12 protein-coding genes and 1 tRNA gene are annotated in these 19688 nt (G+C 52.2%); 6 read left to right on the top strand and 7 right to left on the bottom strand.

Features of this window, described 5'->3' with window-relative positions:
- Nucleotides 1-51 precede the first annotated feature (51 nt).
- Together MUY35_RS00865 and MUY35_RS00870 are read left to right on the top strand one after the other, a co-directional pair.
- Complete coding sequence (locus MUY35_RS00865) at nucleotides 52-975, top strand: MBL fold metallo-hydrolase (RefSeq protein WP_248363095.1); 924 nt, start codon at nucleotides 52-54, stop codon at nucleotides 973-975.
- Between the two features lie 56 nt (nucleotides 976-1031).
- Nucleotides 1032-1106, top strand: a tRNA-Asn gene (locus MUY35_RS00870).
- A gap of 231 nt (nucleotides 1107-1337) precedes the next feature.
- On the opposite strand, the gene MUY35_RS00875 is transcribed toward MUY35_RS00870, so the two are convergent.
- Both MUY35_RS00875 and MUY35_RS00880 read right to left on the bottom strand, forming a co-directional pair.
- The gene (locus tag MUY35_RS00875) at nucleotides 1338-3956 is read right to left on the bottom strand and encodes a DEAD/DEAH box helicase family protein (protein WP_248363097.1); all 2619 of its coding nucleotides are present in this window, start codon (nucleotides 3954-3956) and stop codon (nucleotides 1338-1340) included.
- On the bottom strand, nucleotides 3956-5671 hold the full coding sequence (locus MUY35_RS00880; RefSeq protein ID WP_248363099.1) for a DNA methyltransferase: 1716 nt from the start codon (nucleotides 5669-5671) through the stop codon (nucleotides 3956-3958). The genes MUY35_RS00875 and MUY35_RS00880 overlap by 1 nt, the downstream gene beginning before the upstream one ends.
- A gap of 203 nt (nucleotides 5672-5874) precedes the next feature.
- Between MUY35_RS00880 and MUY35_RS00885 the strand changes: the two genes are divergently transcribed.
- Both MUY35_RS00885 and MUY35_RS00890 read left to right on the top strand, forming a co-directional pair.
- Complete coding sequence (locus MUY35_RS00885) at nucleotides 5875-8127, top strand: DUF262 domain-containing protein (protein WP_248363101.1); 2253 nt, start codon at nucleotides 5875-5877, stop codon at nucleotides 8125-8127.
- 198 nt (nucleotides 8128-8325) lie between these two features.
- Nucleotides 8326-9939, top strand: coding sequence for a hypothetical protein (locus MUY35_RS00890; protein WP_248363103.1), 1614 nt, complete (start codon nucleotides 8326-8328; stop codon nucleotides 9937-9939).
- Between the two features lie 424 nt (nucleotides 9940-10363).
- Here the strand turns inward: MUY35_RS00890 and MUY35_RS00895 are convergent, their stop codons facing one another.
- Nucleotides 10364-11059 carry a recombinase family protein gene (locus MUY35_RS00895; RefSeq protein WP_248363105.1) on the bottom strand — a complete coding sequence of 232 codons (696 nt, stop codon included), beginning with the start codon at nucleotides 11057-11059 and terminating at the stop codon, nucleotides 10364-10366.
- A gap of 413 nt (nucleotides 11060-11472) precedes the next feature.
- The gene (locus MUY35_RS00900) at nucleotides 11473-11805 is read right to left on the bottom strand and encodes a hypothetical protein (protein ID WP_248363107.1); all 333 of its coding nucleotides are present in this window, start codon (nucleotides 11803-11805) and stop codon (nucleotides 11473-11475) included.
- 187 nt (nucleotides 11806-11992) lie between these two features.
- Between MUY35_RS00900 and MUY35_RS00905 the strand changes: the two genes are divergently transcribed.
- The gene (locus MUY35_RS00905) at nucleotides 11993-12592 is read left to right on the top strand and encodes a hypothetical protein (protein WP_248363109.1); all 600 of its coding nucleotides are present in this window, start codon (nucleotides 11993-11995) and stop codon (nucleotides 12590-12592) included.
- Between the two features lie 48 nt (nucleotides 12593-12640).
- Here the strand turns inward: MUY35_RS00905 and MUY35_RS00910 are convergent, their stop codons facing one another.
- The 3 genes from MUY35_RS00910 to MUY35_RS00920 all read right to left on the bottom strand — a co-directional run bounded on the left by MUY35_RS00910 (nucleotide 12641) and on the right by MUY35_RS00920 (nucleotide 17755).
- Entirely contained in the window at nucleotides 12641-15604 is a 2964-nt protein-coding gene (locus MUY35_RS00910) for a DUF927 domain-containing protein (protein WP_248363111.1), read from the bottom strand.
- A 334-nt stretch (nucleotides 15605-15938) separates the two neighbouring features.
- Nucleotides 15939-16349: a hypothetical protein gene (locus MUY35_RS00915; RefSeq protein WP_248363113.1), complete on the bottom strand. Its 411-nt coding sequence runs from the start codon at nucleotides 16347-16349 to the stop codon at nucleotides 15939-15941.
- A 1043-nt stretch (nucleotides 16350-17392) separates the two neighbouring features.
- Nucleotides 17393-17755, bottom strand: coding sequence for a hypothetical protein (locus MUY35_RS00920; RefSeq protein ID WP_248363115.1), 363 nt, complete (start codon nucleotides 17753-17755; stop codon nucleotides 17393-17395).
- Nucleotides 17756-18224: 469 nt separating this feature from the next.
- Here MUY35_RS00920 and MUY35_RS00925 point away from each other — a divergent pair, with 469 nt between their 5' ends.
- Entirely contained in the window at nucleotides 18225-19499 is a 1275-nt protein-coding gene (locus tag MUY35_RS00925) for a site-specific integrase (protein ID WP_248363116.1), read from the top strand.
- The last annotated feature ends 189 nt before the right edge of the window (nucleotides 19500-19688 follow it).

The following is a 19688-nucleotide window of genomic DNA, read 5'->3' on the forward strand; positions in this document are numbered from 1 at the left end:
GCGACCGCGCGGGGTTACTGTGACCTGAGATTCGACAGAAGTGAGGCCACAATGGCAGACAACACTGGCGCTCCGGGCCGCCCGCCTGCAGGCGTTATGACGGCGTTGCATCCCGGCATCCGTCGGATCATCGCGCCCAACCCGTCGCCGATGACCTATTGGGGCACCAACACTTTCATTCTGGGTGAAGGCGACGTGGCGGTGATCGACCCCGGCCCGGCTGATCGGGCGCACATGGACGCGATCCTATCGGGCCTTGCACGGGGCGAACGTGTGACAGAAATTCTGGTCACCCACGCCCATCTTGACCACTCGCCACTGGCTCGGCATTTGTCCGAGGCGACGGGTGCACCCGTAATCGCCTTCGGCAATGCCCGTGCCGGGCGCAGCGCGGTTATGCAAGACCTTGTCGCGCGCGGGCTGAAGTCTGGCGGCGAAGGCGTGGACGCAGGGTTCACGCCGGACATCTGCGTTGCGGATGGCGAATTTTTTCAGGCCGGCGGTTTTGAAATCGAAGTTATCTGGACCCCGGGCCACTTCTCTAATCACCTCAGCTTTGCCACACAAGGTATTGTTTTTACGGGCGATCACGTCATGGGCTGGGCAAGCTCACTGGTTTCTCCACCCGACGGCGATCTGACCGCCTTCATGGCCTCTTGCGCAAAACTCGCCGCTCGGTGCGACCGCATCTACTACCCTGCACACGGATTGGAGATCACAGATCCAGCCGCGCGCATGGCTTGGCTGATCGCCCACCGCAAGTCGCGCGAAAATGACATACTGGCGGCCCTGTCCCACGCCAGGCCGATCGCCATCCCGGCCTTAACACGCGCGATCTATACCGACACTCCCGCCCCATTGATACCAGCCGCAGAACGCAATGTCTTCGCCCATCTGATCGACCTGTCGACCCGCAAAATCGTTGCTGCGGAGCCGCAACTTGAGGCCCACGCAGATTTTCGCAGGATCGGCTGAAAAAACGCTAATAGCTCTTGCGGCCCGGAATCGCACTTGTTATATCGCCCACGTGTTCCGGCGTAGCTCAGCGGTAGAGCAGTTGACTGTTAATCAATTGGTCGTAGGTTCGATCCCTACCGCCGGAGCCAAATTTTCTTATAGATAACAATCCCGTAGAGATACAATTGCGGGGCGGTATTTTTCTGGATTTTAGCAAAAAGTACCGTAAATCGTGTGAAAATCTCCCTTTTGGCACATGAACGGGTGAATAACGGGTGAATCCAATTCGGTGGAAGTGAACCGTTTTTTCTCCCTTGTCAGGGGATGATTCTAAAATGGCACATCAACGTAGCTGTCATGCGAGAGCACTGTCGAAAGCGTTAGTTTTTGGCGGAGCCAAGATACTCAGGAAGCTTCACAGGCCACTCGCTCATGAGGATCAAAGTACATGCAACAGTTTCGCCGCTGTCAGTGATCAGTTCCAACTCTCCACTTGGCTGGGTTTGATCCCATGCGAAGTTGTCGGACAGAACGGATAGAACCTCCCGCTTGTAGGCAGTGTCCGCATTGTCGAGTTGATCGCCCTTGGTTTCCAAAACAGTCAACCGCCGGTTCCCGTCACCTTTCGTCGCCGCGAAAATGAAGTCGGGGAAGATGCGGTTGCGTTTCCATCCTTGCAAGCCGTACTGCGCCTTTGCAACATTGCGATGCCACCACACGAGGGCGTCATCCGCGTCCAGATAGACCGCCACGTCCCGTTCATCGCCGTTAAGTTCGGCTTGATAGACGGGTGCAAACAGGCTCTTCTCAAGCGCCCCTCCACCGCTTCCCAGAACTTGGTTGGCGTTCAGCGGCTCCGAAGTGTCCATTTCGAACGGCATAATCCAATTGCGCCCGTCGATACGCAGCCGAAACTGAATGCGCCCGTCAGCCACAGCTTTCTTGAAATACGCCTCCGACAGTGCATTACGCTCCGCGTCCAAAGCCTTGCGCGCTTCTTCCACAATCATCGCTGCAAGCGAGCCGATCTTCTCCGGTGTAAATCCGCGAGCCTCAAGCGCCGCAACCAAATCGGCAATGACCTTTCGGCAAACGAATGGATTGGGAACAAGGTCCGACAGTATCCGAACGGCGAAAGAAGGGTCAAAATCAGATGTGGCGATGCTTCGTGACACACGCCGCGCTTCAATGGGCGTCTCGCCGTCACTCAATTCAATGCGCTGAACCTGCGCCTCCGCCGCTTGGGCGTTCTCTGGTATCTTCGCGGCCAACGCAACTGCGTCAAAGCCGGACCAGTCGATTTCCGCCAATATGTCGGTTTCATAGTCGAGGTCTCGCACCTCGTCTCCGTCCACAAACAGAACCTTCGGCAGATAGATATCTGTCTTCGCAAACTTCTCGCGTCTGGGCAGTTGACGCACCTTTCGTTCACTTCCCGGTGCGTCTGAACCGCTGACATGAAGCACCAGATCGCCAAGCCCGTCTTTTTCCAAACCGTCTTTGATCGCCTTGACCACGTCACCGGTCGTCGGGTGGTGCGCAATGACATAGCCTTCGTCCAGCGCGTCCACGCCAGTCTTCAAGGCGTGCGGCTGGCGTAGAATGCGTCCTACAAGTTGCGTCATGGCGTTCAGGTTGGAACTTGCCGCCAGTGAGCACAGGACATAAGCGAAAGGGCAATCCCATCCCTCTTGCAGCGCCTGCTTTGTGATGATCACGCGCACCCGGTTGTGCGGCGAAAGAAGGTCTAAGTTCTCAGGCTGGTTCAGATCATTCTGTTCCGCCGTCTTGATCGCAATTTCAGCTTCATCCAACCCGGCGTTCAATAGCCAATCGCGAACGTCTTGCGCATGGATGAAGCCGGACTCACGTTGATCCGCACCGGTGCGTTCAACCTGTACCAACATGATTGGCCTAATGTAGCGCCCACTTTCCGCGTGATAGACCGCCGCTTCCGCTTGCAACTGGTTCAACTTGGTCAACGAAGCGTTCAGCGGCGTATGCCAATCCGCCCCCGGCTTCGTCTCAAGGTTCAAAGGCATCTTGATCATGCCTTCGCGGTCAATCTCGCGCCCGGTCACCTCAACCAAGAGGTTCGCATAACGCGCAGGGCGTGGAGCCGCCCCACCGCGTTCGCGCACGTCAATCGGCGTGGCGGACAGTTCAATCACGATGGATGGGTTGAAGTCGTAGAGCGTCTTGAAAGCGAGGTCAGAGATTGCCTTCTGACCTTCGTCAAGAATCACAACGGGCCGGATGATCCGGAGTGCGTTTCCCAGCGAGTCCTTGATCATCGCCCACGCGGCCATGCCGTCGCCTTGGTCATAGATCGAGAGGTTCGGTATCGTCGCTACCAGCGCCTCATGCGCGGCCTGATCCCCTTCGGGTGGCGTGAAGCCATGCACGTCGCCACGGTCCCGGAACATCTTCAAACTGTCCTGCGTCTCGCGGTTAGCTGATTGCAGCATCAGGACCATGATGCAGAGGTTCTCTTCCACGTCCCGCACGTCCAGCCGGTCAGTCTTTTCAAGAATGCGCACCCGTCCCGCCGCCGCCCGGTCCAGTGTCTGGCGATAAGGGTGTTGCCTGTTCTTCAAACTTTTGAGCGTCTGGGTGTAAATGGCGTCGTTAGGCACGATCCACAAAACGAAACCTGTGTTCTGGCTCAGATAGCGCCCCAAGACACGCGATACAGCGTTTGCGGCAATGAACGTTTTGCCCCCGGCAGTTGGCACTTTGAATGTCACGTTCGGAACGGGGCGCTCACAGCCGTCAAAGCGCTCTGAGAACGGGATTGCGGCGCGGGAATGGGGCAGCTTGCCTGCCGCCTTCATGTCCTCCCAAGCCTTCTTGGCAAAGTCCTGAGGCGCAACGTCAAGATCAGGGTCCGCAGCCAGCAAGGCTGCAACTTTGTCGGCCTTGGTCTTCCGGTCTTTCAATACATCCAAATAGGCGTTGAAAGTGTCGAGTACCCGCGTCTGGTATTCAAGCTCCCGCATCAGTCCCGCTCAACCCGGTAGAGTGCAAAGGGCAGCGGCGCGAATTCGACTTGCAGCCTCTCGTCATTCAACAGCTTCTGACTAACAAAGCGCGCCGGTGCGAAAACAAGATGCGGCTTATCGGGTTTCGCGCCTGCGATCTCGCGGGCGAAGGACAAAGTCAACGCCGCTTCTTGAGATTTCAGCCAATCCAGATCGTCTTGGTAGATCAGCCAAACGTGGAGGTCTTCGCTTTCACCCAGATATCTTGCTTCCTGATCTACTCCACTCGGGTCAAGCGGGTGGTTGGTCGCCATGTGAAACAGAAGCGCTCCAAGCTGATCGTAAGCAGGTAGGTTCTGGCCGGTCAGGATAGTGTCCATTTCGATTGCGTCGCCAAGGGTACAGTAGGTGAATTTAGCATCGTACCCATTCTTCAATTCATCTGACTGCGCACTTTTGACACCATTGATCACACGACGGACCCGTTCGCTTGTGAGGTCTTCGGCGTATTCTTCCATTTCGACCAAGACAAATCGCCGATTGCCCTCGTCGGCTTGATTTAGTTTCAACACAGAATGCGCGGTTGTTCCCGATCCGGCAAAACTGTCTAGGACTATGGCGTTTGGGGTGGCAACAAAGGACAGTAACTGATCAACGAGTTGGGTTGGCTTCGGGTGGTCAAATGCTTTCTTCTGGTCCGGGAAAATTTCGCGCAATTCGTACGCAGCCACGCGCCCATCTAGTTCGATGACGCTCGGTAGTTTGGATAAATAATCTTTGGCATAGACCTTCAATTCAATGATCTTAGTGTGATCCTCACCAAACAGTATTTTTTCCGCTTTCAATAGGTCTTTCATCGTTTCCTCAGGGAAGCGGTAACCCATCAAAGGTTCTTTGCATGGTTGGCCCGAGTTGGGGTGTATTACGTCGTATCGGTAGCCTTCCTTGCCGGGGTTATGCACACTTTGGCTGCCTGTATAGACCCCGCCGTGGTCGATGTATTTGTAGCGATCCAACGGCCATAGCTCCTTCTTGTGTTCGCGGAACCAAGAAGTGTAAGCCGCCTGCAATTCGTCGTTATCCTTGAATTTCTCAGAAAGGTCATCGCCAACCTCGATAAGAATGTCCTTTACGTCTGAAAGGCGCGACTTCCAAACCTTCTCCACATTCTCTTTCTGCTTAGCAAAGCAAACAATGTATTCGTGCTCGATAGCGATGCGCGTCGGATTGTTATCCGTGACGTTTTTCCAAACAATTGTCCCGATCCAATTGTCAGTATTGCCAGAAATCTCGTCGAGCATCATCCGTAGGCGATAGAGTTCATTATCATCAATGCAGACAAGCATTACGCCATCGTCTGCCAACAAATCAAAGAGCAGTTTCAGCCTAGGCCACATCATTGCACACCACTTGTCGTGGCGAAGGCCGTCATCAATCCCAATGGGATTGGAGTCCAGCCATTCCTTGATCATCGGGGCGTTGACGTTGTCGTTGTAGGCCCAACCCTCGTTGCCAGTGTTGTAGGGTGGGTCGATGAAGATGCAGTCCACCTTGCCCGCATACATGGGCATGAGCGCTTTCAGCGCCTTGAGGTTGTCCCCTTGGATGATCAGGTTGCCGTCAAAGGCAACGTCGCCGATCCCCTTCTCAGGATGCGGCACCAACGGGTGGAACGGCACCGAAAGATGGTGGTTGTAGACGAACTCTTTGCCCTTGAAACTCAACTCGGTCATGCACTGCCCCTTACTGTTTTCCATCTGTCTACACGACCGACGAACGCGCCGCCAGATTCGTAATCGCCAACACCTTGGGTTTCCATCAGGTTTCCGCCCTCCCGTATCGATTGCACGTTGAAGACCGATGTTGCGACGCGTTAGGGTGTTTCAAATCCCAACGAAGACGCTAACAGCGCCCCAGTGTTCCCGAGGTTTCGAGCATGAGCAAGACTGTCTACAAGAAGATTGACTACGATCTGTCCGGCCTGATCTCGGACATCAAGATTGGTGACATTGCCCTACCAGAATTGCAGCGCCCGTTTGTTTGGAAAAACGCCAAAGTACGCAACTTGTTCGACTCCATGTATCGTGGCTTCCCCGTCGGATTCTTCCTTTTCTGGGAACCGTCCGTTGTCGAAGGCGCTCGGACAATTGGAACCGACGGCAAACAGAAGACGCCACGCCTCTTGGTCGTTGACGGGCAACAGCGACTGACTTCGCTCTACGCCGTCATGACCGGCACGCCAGTTATTCGTGAAGGGTATGACGCTGAGCGGATCGAAATCAGCTTCAATCCGCTGCAAGAGAAATTCGAAGTGGCCGACGCCACGACGCACAATAACCGCCAATTCCTACCCAATATTTCTGTGATCTGGGACAAGAAAGCGGATTTCGATGATGTTAAGGACGAGTATTTTGCGCGTCTAGCCGAGGTTCAAGAGCTTTCCGATGAAGATCGCAAAAAAGCGCGTTCTGCTTTGAACCGGTTAGAAAAGTTGAGCACCTATCCGTTCACTGCTTTGGAACTAACAGCCAACGTCAACGAAGAACAAGTTTCCGAGGTTTTCGTTCGAATAAACTCCGAGGGAAAGAAGCTCAATCAGGCAGACTTTATTCTGACGCTCATGTCCGTCTTTTGGGATGAAGGACGGGCCGAACTTGAAAAGTTCTGTCGTGATGCACGCCTGCCTTCAACCTCAACTGCGTCACCCTTTAACTACCTGATGCAGCCCGATCCCGACCAACTCTTACGTGTTTCGGTCGGAGTCGCTTTCCGGCGCGCGAGATTGCAGTACGTGTATTCAATCCTGCGTGGCAAGGATTTGGAAACCGAAGAATTTAGCGACGAGCGGCGAGAAGAACAGTTTTCTAAGCTCAAGGATGCGCAATCACGCGTCCTGAATCTTCAATACTGGCATGACTTTCTGAAAGCAATTCGGTTTGCTGGCTACAAGAGCCATAAAATGATCAGTTCGCAGAACGCCGTATTGTTTGCGTACATCCTTTACTTGCTCGGTCGGACAGAACTGAAATTCGAAGAGCCAGAGCTTCGCCGCTTGATTGCAAAGTGGTTTTTTGTAACCGGGATGACCGGTCGCTTTACCAGTTCGCCAGAATCTAAGATGGAAGCTGATCTCGCCAAGCTGCGCGAAGTTGAAAACAAGGAACAGTTCAAAACCGTGCTCGACCAGATTTGTGGTGCAATCACAACAAATGACTACTGGAAAATCACGCTGCCCACTGAACTTGCGACGTCGTCGGCCCGAAGTCCGTCGATGTTCGCCTATTTCGCATCACTGACAATTCTTGACGCAAACGTGCTGTTCTCTGAACAGAAGGTTGCGGAATTGCTCGATACATCCACCAAAGAGCCACGTTCACCAATTGAGCGCCATCATTTGTTTCCACGCGCCTACCTCGACTCAATAGGACGGCAGACCACGACACAGAAGAACCAAATCGCAAATTATGCTCTCGTAGAATGGGGCGACAACAACAAAATCAGTGACGCCCCCCCTGCCGACTACCTGCCTGATTTTGAAAGCCGCTTTTCAAAGAAGGACTTGGAGCGGATGTATTATTGGCACGCTCTGCCAGATGGATGGCCCGAAATGATCTATGAAGATTTCCTTCGTGAACGTCGAGAGAAGATTGCCGCCGTTGTTCAAGACGCATTCTCCCGCTTCGAGAAAGGGACAATGGGACAGGCCGCCGAGGATTCGAGGGATATTGCAGAGCTGATAGCCGAAGGTGAAAACGGAACGACGGAATTCAAGTCCACGCTACGTCGAAACATGCACACGGGCGACAATGATGTAAGGATGGAGAATTCTGTCCTCAAAACTATCGTCGGTTTTCTCAACTCCAAAGGTGGCGGGACCCTGATTGTGGGCGTGAAGGACGACGGCGAGGCGCTCGGCATTGAAACGGACTCGTTCAAGAATGAAGACCAAATGTACCTTCACATGAACAACCTGATCAAAGATCGAATTGGAGCCAAACACATGCTCTACATCCATCCGCATTTCGACGAGTATGACGACAAGCGAGTGCTTGTCGTCGAGTGCCAACCCGCACGATCACCCGTTTACTTGAAGGATGGAAACGAAGAGAGATTCTACATCCGTTCTGTGGCTGCAACAGTAGAGTTGAAGGGCGGGCAGGCTCAGGACTATATCGCTCAACGCTTTTAGGAAGTTGGTTGCAGGCATACCTAGTCTCAGTTGCCACATCCCACGCGAAACACTAAAGATTTGGTGTGAGTTTGGGAGTCCATCCACTTGCAGGGTTGTAGAAAAAATGACAAGTCGCAGAATTTAGGAGCAAAGGCGATCGGTGGTCACAGTTTTCACCTTGCTCTACGCCAGCACGAATGGAGTTTTTAAGCAATCATGGCGGTACATGAAGAACTGGCAAAGACAACTGGACGTTCAGCCGTTGCTGTAGTGTTGATCATGATCTTCATCGTTCTCTGCATATTCTCCTTCAACAGCATTGCAGGGATAAAAAGACAGCTCTCAGAGGACATATTTGAATTTTCAAAGTTTGCCCCCGGCGTGATATCGCGTACCCAAGCATTCGATGACAAAGTCCCTTTTGCCACCTGCGTTCTAGCAAGCAACATCTTCTTTTGGGATTCAGATTCGTTTCCGCATTGGGAGAATTTCTCTCGCGCAAGCTACTTTGATCGAAATGGTGATATCGAAATCCGATTTTCTTTCATGGACCAAAGAGCACGCGGAGAATGCCAAGCAAGCCTTTTCAGTCATCCCGGTTGGAATGACATTAATGAAATTGATCCAAGTAATCATCTTCGGGAAATTATCCGAGCACTAAACACTGTAAATTCTGAATCGCTCTTTGATGAATCCATTTCTTCGCAACAGTTAGGTGAGCGCTATGCAACCGCACTGAAAGAAATCGGAATGGAAATCGGCGACATCAGGTCATCACATTTCGAATGGAAAGCTGAGACGATCATCTCAATGCTTAGAAGGGGCGAGGAAAGTCACACGGCTATAGCCAACTGGATTGTGTATGAAACCTCTCCATTCTCTGGCGTTTCCGGCTCTGGCGTGGGTGACTTTGAACTGGCAAACGACGACGACATCGCTCAAAAAATTGACGAATTTCTATTTCGTCAGAGCATCCTGTCGTTGTTTTATGAAACACTCCCAGATTTGCCCCGCCAAGCAGACATTTGGTCCGTCGCGAACACTCACGCACGAGCGGTTCTTGAGCCGAGTGTGGCCGATTCAAATTTACGCTTGCCATTTCTTGGCGTAGGAATTTCATACCGGGATTTTCTAATGGTGTCAGGTGTTGTTCTTGTTTTTTTCCTCTCAATGTTTGGCTCCGTTCAGATTGAGTTTGGAAACCATCAACGTACACTACTACAACGAGAGCGGTTGGTTGTATTCCCACGTTTGACTTCGCGAAAGAATCCTCTTGAGTTGAATTTTTCATCTGGGTCCGATTCAATGGCGCGTATGGTATGGGCAGCTTTTCTTGTTGCACCGATATGCATTTTGTCCTTTGCGACATTGTTCAGGTATGACGCATCAAGTGTCGCTCGAATATCGAACTCTGCGTCCTACTATTTCTCTCGCTATCAAGGTTTAGGTGCTACAATTTTTGATCTTGTGAACTTTCTTAGTTTGCTGATTACTTTTTTTATTGTCAGAGCGCTTGTTCGCGGCCGATCTCATTTGGAAGATGGAATCGGGTCGAGATTTAGAGGAGTCATATTTTTTGGTAATTTCACTTTTTTAGTAATTATTTTATCCAAGCCGCTAATTGACACTCACTCAAAGTACTTTGAGAACTATGCGGGTGATCCAAATCATTGGCAGGATCTATTTTACGGACCAAGGATATACGTATTTTCAGCGTACGCTTTGATCTGGCTATTATTTTGCTTAAAGAGATTCTCGGGGAGCGCAAGTGAGTTCTTTCTCGTGTCTGGGGTGGTAATCAATGGAGCAATTGCCGTAAGCTTAATGTGAAGCTGGAAGACGATGCGTGCAATCAAGCCGCTCGGCTTTAGGTTCCGATAGAGAAAGCATTTTCGCAATATCTTAACAATTCAGATTAGGACAGGTTTGGGCTAACGCCCATGTTGTCAAACGGCGGTGCTTGACGGGGCTACTGCATGCTCGGCCCTGCCCCTACCCCTGTATACCCATTGGGTCCCAGCCACTAAATTCTAGCCGATTGTCATGCGGCTTTCGCGCTGATCAATCGTAACAACTATCGCTTACTCGACTTTTGTTTATAAATGTCGACTTCCTTCGACATGTTCCTGTCCACTGAGTTTTGACAGTGCGGTGAAGACGGCGGTCATGAAGAGTAGTTTTATTAGCTGTATGCCGTGGTTTCCTTTGTTCAAAGGCGTATAAGTAGAGCGGCGGTGCGTCCATCATCATGCCTTCAAGCGGGCTTGTAGACACCTGCCCGTGCCAGCATTTGACGGACACTGTTATGGTTATAGACGTTTCCGTTTGGTGCGCAGTGACCCATTTCTGAGAGAACTTCGGCGATTTGGCGAAGGGTGCGACGCTTGCCTGTTTTTGGTGATTTGCGGTAGAGGCGTTTCGCTACTTGAATGGTCGCGTCAGCGACAGGTTTTCTGCCTTCCACCCTTCTGCCTAGAGCTGCGCTCTTCCGGTCACGTGCAGCTTTCAGCTTCTCTACGGTCTGACGACGGTCGAAGGCGTTCACTGCCCCCAAAATAGTCCGCACAAGCTCTGTCGTCGGTGTATCGACGGTGAAGTAATCAGGCGCAGTTGTCGGAATCAGGTCAACGCCACGTTCCTTCAACATGCGGTGGCCAAGTTCCTGTACCACAGCATCACGTGCAAAGCGGTCCGGCGACTCGACCAGAATGGTCCTCGTCCCATTGGCAAGGACTGCATCCAAGAGAGCGAGCATGCCGTCCCGTTGGTCGATAGGGTCAGTGCCGGACACCGCCGCGTCATAGAACGTGTCAACTACGTCATAGCCATTGGCAGCCGCATAGGCTTCAATGGCAGCGCGCTGGCGGGTGTCTGAGTCCTTGTCCACACCTACGTTTGTGGCACTTGAAGTCCTCATATACGCGAACGCTGCAATATTCTCCTGATGCATTACCTATATCCTCCATACACTTAATCGACTCATCTGGTACTTTTCTCAAGTAATGTACCAAATTTTGAGCGGTGTGTCTGGCCCCTATTGTGGAAACAATCGCTTATTTGTGGGTTGGACAGTATGCTCTGAGCGTTTCTGGCATGGGAATGAATGATGGCGGATACGCGTCGGGTGCTGAAAAGCAATCAGACATCATGTCGGGCGGATTTTTTGGCAGACCGACGGGGTTTTGAGAACGGGAATTTGGCTAGACGGATTTCTCGCAAGTGAAAGAGGGTGTAGGTGCACTACTCAAAGTGGAGAAACGTCAGTTCGGCGGAATTCTTGGTCAGCGGGATTTCCTTTGCGATTGGTGAAGCGGAGTCGATTGTGCCTCGACAACGACGAAATTGCTTCTTGCTATGACTGTTTCAAGAAAAATGATAATCACGCAATAAAATCTTGTTTGCGTCATGAGCGGCCCCTGCGGAGGCAGTTTGACAATCGTGTGTCATGCCAGCGATGGCCGGCGATGGTTGGATGTTGAGAGAAAACCCCCTGATTTCAACGCCGCGATGGGAACGATGGGAGCGATGGCTGCCTGTAACGGTTTGGGTGTGGATGTGAGTTCCGATGATGTCGGAGAGGTTAGAGTTCAAGAATATTTCTATGCACTTTCCATCGCTCCCATCGTTCCCATCGCAGCATTGATTCAAAGGGAATTTTTTTGGAACCGTCGCCATCGACTTGCCATCTCTTGCCATCGCTGGCGATCCTAGCGGCGCTACATCCGGTTCAGAAACTGTTGACGACGCGAGACTACTAGATGACCGCTGCGAGCCCCTGCGGCCATGCCAGAAAACACTTACAAAGCGTTGCTTTTGTCTTGATCTTACTTGAAGATCGTCCCGCAATCTCCTGTCAAGAATTGCACATAAGGAGGATAGCGCGTTGTCGATAAGTGGCCTGTCAAGACTACTGACTCATCTTGTTGACCGAAATGATCGTGCGGATGAAGACACCGCAGACTTATTGGACCACATGGCTAAGCTGTCCTCGCATATTTGCGAGGTTTGGAAAGCCAATATCGATGCACTAGAAATTCTCTCGCTTGAAGCGGATGGGCATAGAAAAAGAAGAGACAACGTGCCGTTCAAAGAGTTGTTGGCGACCAAAGACTTGTCACTAATCAAAATGGCTCAAGCACGACGAGCAAACGGCGCGGAAGTGTATGAATTCATAGAAATTGAAAAGACATTCGAAACTAACCCTGACGCAACCGGTCGTACTTCCATTAGATCCAGCGCATCGACTGAGCAGATTGAAAAAATTAGGCGATCTGCTCGATCAATATACAGAAAGCGGGAGGACTTCCGGCGTGAGTTTGATGAAATATTTGATGATATCTCAGAAGAAAGTTTCGAAGATTTTGTTGCAAGACTTGATGATACAGATGTTTCTGTACTTCGAAAGAAACATGACAGAATGCAAAGGCAAGCGTCGAAGATCGCGGCAACAAGCAGGAAGTACCGTGCGAGCATCCGGAACTAATCGCGTGTACCTCCTTCCATCATTTATTAATTGTACAGAAACTAATTCTCAGACACCAAATTCCTTCCGTTTTATCCTCATGTTTTTGGTGGTTCGCCCGACACCATCACTAACGGACGCAACGAATTCGGGAAGGTTTGTGTAGGGAATGTTACTTGCAGAACTCCGGTCAAGCGCTTCAATGTCCGCCAGCGCGTTGCACAAGGCAGCGCGCTTTCCAAAACTGCCGGGGATTTGTAGCGTTTCCAGTTGCTTCCAGTCCAAATAAATTGTGTCGGGTGTGTACCACCCTATGACACGCCCGCGTGCATCATGATTATCCGGCGTGATCCCCTGTACTCGATCATCCTTATCCGGCGCGCAGGCGGCAAGGATGGTTCGGTCCATCTCACTACCAATCCAAGATCGGAACGAGTCCAACATCGACTCAGATCCATTTGCGGTCGCAGCTTCATCCGACTTCAAAAACGACTCCCAGCAAAGAAGAACGCCGCGCCTGACGGCACTCAGTTCATCTAGCAAGCCTGCCTCAAAAGCCAGTTCACCAGCCCTCTGAGCAAGCGCAAATGGTCGCGCTGCACGTCTTATCCCCGGCGTCCTGCCATCTGCCAACGTATCGACAATTGTCTGCACCTCTTTTGCAAGGTTTGAATTGTCTCGATCCATGAGATGATGAATGAAATCCTCCCCGGCATATCCGTAGTTTTGTTGGACAGCCTCAATCTTTGCAATCTCGGCTGTCGTTCGGTCCCTGCCGCTCCCAACATCAACGTCCGGGAAGCGTACTGCCATACCGCCGCGATACGGGACGCCAGCAGCTTCAATTTCAGCCTTGATGTTCGACTCAGAAGAGAACACCACAAAGGGCCGAAATTCGGAAGTGCGGGTAAGACCCGGTCCGTTACCACGCTTACGCGCTTTTCCACGCCCGGTGTGAATAACAAAGATCAATGGTGCAAGCTGGCGTTTGTCAGTGATAGCCCCAAGTTCATCCATCATTAGGCACGTACCACTGCCATAAATCGCCAAATCCTCGTAGGCATTAGGAGTAGAGCTTGCGGTCCAGAACACGCCTTTACCGTCCTGTGGCGTCGTCCAGATGGATGCGGCCACCGTCTGCCCCAGCGATTTCCCCTTTGACGTGCCACCGCTTAGTACGAAGCCAACTGGATTCCATTCGAGCATGTCTAGCAGTGGTCCGGCGAAGCCCGCACAAAGCGTCAATGCCCAATATGGATTGTCTTCAACGTGGGAGAGGGCAGCGTTAGCTGCACCCTGCCAGCCTTCAAGAGTGCCTTTCTTGTTGATCACCTTGACCGTTGCATCCTCATGCAAGCGCACAGCATCGCCTCCAATGCAGTGACCGGTTGGCATCATGAATCCTTCGCCGTGCCATCCGGGCTTATGGAGCGTTGGAACCAATCGCTTTGGGGTCATGCGACGAAGCAAGTTCAACAGGCGATCATTTGCCTTTTGTGTCCCCGCCTCCATCGGCAAACCTGCGTCCGCCAACTTACGCAGCACATCCGGTCCATTCGCATACAGGCTGGCGCGATCAAGTGTTAGTTCGGTCCGGATACCGTTTTCGTTCTCGAACGAAATTATCCGCCCCGCGCCTTCGGTCCCGCTCGAGTCTGCTGTCCGCCCGACAACGTCAAACACGCCACAAACAGGGATGCTTGCGATTTCATCCCCATTAGCTTCTTGGAAGAAGATCATGTCAGTCCCGAGTACGTACCCTTTCGGCATCCAGTCTTCTGCCGCCTCGAACTGAACTTTGTCTGTGAGCTCTCGCACCTGCCGTGCTGCGATGAATTCTCTCGCCTGTTCTATCCGGCCTGTCAGGTAGTCGTCATCAAACATGTATCGGTCTTTTCTTGCCTGATCATCTTTCATTTCGGTGGCGGCAATTGTCGCTCGCAGAATGTCGAAGATGTCATCGCCGTTGGCGTCTGACCCATGCTCCGAAAAGAAGCTACAAGCTGCGCTGTAGATGGGAGCATCAAAGCCACGCTGGCCCTCACCATCTCCGATGGTTTCAAGGTGAGCCTCAAAACCAATCGCATTGACGCCCTGACGGGCGCTGGCACTACTCTTCCGCTTTCCTGTCTTGGCCTTGCCCTTGGTTTTCGAGACCTCTTCGCCGCGCCCCTTAGTCGCCTCGAATGAAAGCTTCACCAGCCAATCGGGCGCATCTGCAACGCTGCATTCCCACGGCGCGCGACCGTCATCCCAGCGATAAAATTTGCCGTTTGGGTGGATGGATGGAGGGGCGATGATCTGCCCATTGCTACCCCGGATATCAACACCGGGCGCGATTGAAGACGCCGTGTTGCGAATGTCTGCACCGTTCGCACGAAAGATCAGGTGATAGCCGCCGCTGCCGGTGATGGACTCCCACGTTACTGGAAGTGCGCCGTGCTCAGCTTCCATTTCTGCCAGAGCCGCTTTGCCCGCATCGCCGTCAATGTCCATCACGAACAAGTCGCAGTCGGGCGGGAATGAAATAGAGACGTTCCGATAAGCTGGCGGCGGAGCGAATGGGTAGACACTGCCATTCTTGTCGGCAGGGTAGTTACCGTCGCCGGTCCAGAAAGATGTAATTTCGGCGTGGTCAACGCTTGCGCGTGCCTGCCATTTCGTGCCGCGAGGAATCTTGACCTGACCGCCGGGTCCAGTGCCAACGCCAGCCGTGCCCAGTGCATGTGAATCTATGACATGAAGCCCTTCATCGGCGTAGGCCAGCGCCGCCGCAAGAGTCAGGACATTGTGGTTTGGAAAGCTGTTGCTAACGTCTGACAATACCCTTGCAGCTTTATGGGCATACTTGGCAGGCAACCGTTGCCTGAGATCGTCTCGGGCCATCGTCGCTGCGGACGTGAGATACGGATTCTTTCGGTTGTTCAATCTTTCAAAGAGATCTGCCGCATGCGTGCGTTCAAGCATGTCGACTACGTTGTCACTGCGATCATCGGCAGTTATTCGATCTGCAGTCTTGTTCAAAGTCGTCATTTATCTTGCCTTTGGTACCTCAATGAACACACAATGTGGTGTACTCATGGTTGATCAGAACTATTGCTCCGTCGCGTCTTTGCCTTTTGCGACCCTGCATTTCATTGTTGGCGGCATGCCTACCACATAATTTATTGAAAATCGGTAAAGCACTGATAAAAAATAATAATTTCCCGCAACTTAACATTCTTTGCCTCACTCCGTCGCCGCTAAATCCAGTTAGAAACCAACGCCATCGCAGCACTTGTTGCGGAAAAGTCATGACACCGCCTTTTTGATCAGCGCTTGCCAATATCAGGTCAGATATTTCGCGAGAAGGTTTCCGCTGAAATGATCATTGCAGCCACCGTTCCGTCGGAAAATCAGGCGGGAAGGTCACAGCGACAGGGCGACCCGCGCCGTCGTCTTGCCATTGGTTCGGAGCGTGGATGTATGCGCCGCAAAGCTTGCAGGCCAAAAGGCTCAAATCACGTGATCCCACGGATGTAGAAAGGCTGTCGAGATCATAGATCGCAGGTGCATCACCAGCCACATCATCACGATGCGCCAGTACGGCCTCAGCAAGTGCGAAAATCTCTGCAATTGACCATTCAACTCCGTTGGAATGGTAACTGACAGCCTCAGCAAGGGCCGCTGACGCGGCCTCTGTCGAATTGGTCGGGTTCTGGTCCGACAGCCCGAAACCCGCGCGGATATGAAGGTAGAGGCGAGCCTGTTGGGCTCTCGTTGTGGAGATGGGAAACATGACTATTTGTCCATTCTGATTGGTCTCCTGTCGGGTGGAAGAGGGTTGAAAAAAGCGGTGGCTGTTCGGGGCAGCCACCAGTCGCAACTATCGCCGCGAATTCTGATTTGGGTCTCAGCAATTTTGGTGTGGCAGGGATTGGCCTAATCCCTACCACTTCGAGCACGCGCAAACCGAAAGGCGTGCTCGATGTCTTGGGCGCACTGGGACGTGCTTGACGATTAAACGCCCCAGTGCATTTGCCCATCACCCCGACGGGGTGATCTCATTTCTGCAAAAACACCGTCGCAACGGGGGCAGAAGCCACGCTCGATAGCGTCGAACAGGAGTTGGGCTTGATCCAGAAGTCTGCGCCCCTGTTCCGGGTCACACTTCCTTTCCTGCCCTTCTGGGTCTGGCAGCACATCAACATGTTTTGACAAACCGACCAAAGCGGATGACAGGACATCCGACTCCGTTGTGATCGCCTTCAAAATTGCCGAAGCGCGTTTGTCGCCTTGGGGTAGGTTTCTCAACTGCCCGGTGAATTTTTCAATCGCACTGACAGAGTGTTCCACGACAAAAAGAAGGCTTCTTACAGTGTGCTTCATGATGTGGCATTGCACGTGCAGTAGTGAAACTCCCGAAACGGAGGGGTTTCTTCAACTTTTTCAGGCGATGGTGTGCGTGACTCGACGCGTTGTGATCTGCCTGCATGGGTGACCAGCCCTTTTCTAATGGCGCTCTGCTGTGCGTAGGAAGCTCCTGCGCGCGTAGCGGCCTCAGCGGCCTGAGTGAGGGCATCAGTGACTTTCTCCATCAATTCTGACAAGTGTGACGCCGTCAAACGTTCTGGTGCGCCAACAGATGCTCGTATGCGTCGCAGGTACGCGATCCGGTCCATGACGTCTTCGCGGGCATTCACACGGGTCGCGGTGACACGCCTACCCGGAGTAACCTCTGCACCAGTAGCGGAACACCATGCATCAATGAGCAGCATTCCAGCCGCTACACTTTGCGCAAACGCCTCATATTTCGCTTTGCGAAGCGGGGCTGATCCGGGATCAGCGCCGGGCATACTCAGAAATCTTCTTCTGAACGTAGTCTTCGACACGATCAGCCAGTGATCCGTCCCGATCCCATTGAAGCAGAGTCACTTTTTTGACGCTCTCCATGAATTCGGCGGTCAACCGCGCACGCAACTGGCGGTCGTTGCTCGCAAGGTTCAATTGACTGATTTCATCATTTTCGACGGCGCGGCGGGCAATGGATGCCCACTGCGCACGGTCGCTCGGATCAACTTCCGTCGTATCGCCGGTTACAATGAAATGGAAAACACTTGGGTTCTGACGTAGATCGGCACAAAGACCTTTGACTGTGATCTCAGACAATCGATTGCCAAACTCTGATGCCAAAGCCAGTTCCAAGGCAGACTCACATTTTTCAAGACGCGCTTCCTCGTGCGATTTCAGATGGGATGCGATGATTTCGTTCTCGTAAAAGGTCATTGGGTTCGTTTTTCCTTGTCGACTTGGAGAAGCCTGAGTTCCACTTGTTCGTCGCGTCCGCGTTCGCGAAGCCGTGCGAGCACAGTTGCTACTGGGAAGTGTTTCCGTCCTGCACAGTACGCGAACGGAAGCTGACGCCCTCTCAGTAAACGCCATACAGTTTGGCGAGAGAGGGAAGCAGCACTGCATATATCGGCGATGGCGATTGTGAACATTATTCGTGAAACATGTGGGCTTTGATAACCTCAAATGTAACCGAAAAACGTTAGCAAAACCTTAAGGTTTCTATGATGGGCGACGATTCGCGTGGCGACACTATTTCGCCAGAATCTCTTGGCAAAGTCGCCCGCGATGCCCAAGAAGACGACCAATTGATTGCGAGGTGAACATGGCCAAGATTGTCAAACTCCGACCCACTCCTAAAGGCGAACCTCGGTATGGGGTGCGATGGAAAGACGAAACTGGCAAAGAGCGCCAAGCGAGCTTTTCTACGAGACGTGAAGCTCAATTGTTCCGGTCACAAAAAGAGGTCGAATTCCCTCGTCAACGCAAGAATCTCAAGCGCAATCGTATTGACGATCCGAGTTTCGCAATTATTGCTGTGGCTTACATATCAAGCCTTAAAAATCCAGAGCCCGGCGAAGACCCTTTGGAGCCAGTCACTATTCGCGGCTATAAATCAGTCTTGCAAGAGCATGTATTCCCAGTTGTCGCGAGAAAACGCCCCTCCAATATCGATGGAGATGACTACAAGATAATCTACAAGCGTTGTGTGAAATTGGGGATGTCAACACGGACACGAGCGGAAGCGTTGCGCCTTTTGAAGGCGACACTCACCTTCGCCAAAGACGCTGGATATATCGATTTCGTGCCAGACAACCCGATAAAGAAAAAGAAGACTAGGAAAGAAGAAGCGGAAGAACAGGACGCCGCTGAAAAGAAATACTACACGCCTGATGAAGTCTATACGATGTTGGTGGCGGCAGATAATCTTGCCTCAGACCCCAATAAACAGACTCGGAAAACTTGGGCGCGGTATCGCCCAATGGTCTACCTTCTTGTGTACACCGGCGCGCGCATCAGTGAAGCACGCGCTTTCCGACGGCAGGATTACGCACCAGCAGAAGGTCGCATTCATATCCGTGAGTCCGCGCCAGAGGGAACAGGCAGCTACGAAACGAAGACCGCCGCTGGGCGACGCTGGGTGCCAATGAATCCGGAGTTGCGTGAGCCACTTGAAACTTGGTTGGATACCCATGATCGACGCTTAGTTTTTGGAACCACAACTGACAAACCGATTAGCCTGCCAACACTCTACCCCCGACTTTTGGAGGCGTTGAAAGACAGGGCTGACCTCCTTGTAGCAACCAACGCAGACCCTCGACTTGTAACGGTTCGGCGTGATCGAAAATTTCATGCCTTCCGCCACCATTTCGCGTCGTGGCTGGTAAAAGAAGGCGCGAACCTCAAGCAGCTTCAGCGCTACATGGGGCATTCCAAAGCGTCCTTTACTCTCGATGTTTACGGACATCTTTTTGAAGATGATGGACAGGAACTTGTGGCACGCATGAGCATGAAAGCCACCGAAACTCGAAATGGCACATTGCCCGCTGGACAGCAAATCTGGGAAATGTCAAACCTTGAAAAGGTGAATAGCGGGTGACTTTTTCAGTGAAGTCATTTTACCTATCATATTGTTTAATATAAAATAAATTGCATGTGACACAATGGTCTGTTAATCAATTGGTCGTAGGTTCGATCCCTACCGCCGGAGCCAGTTTCTTCGAGCTATCCCATTGAAAGCCTTTAGAACAAGGGCTTGCGTTGTCCCAGAGGGCTACTTTACGGGATA

The organism is Aliiroseovarius sp. S1339 (assembly GCF_023195695.1).
Taxonomy (GTDB): Bacteria; Pseudomonadota; Alphaproteobacteria; order Rhodobacterales; family Rhodobacteraceae; genus Aliiroseovarius.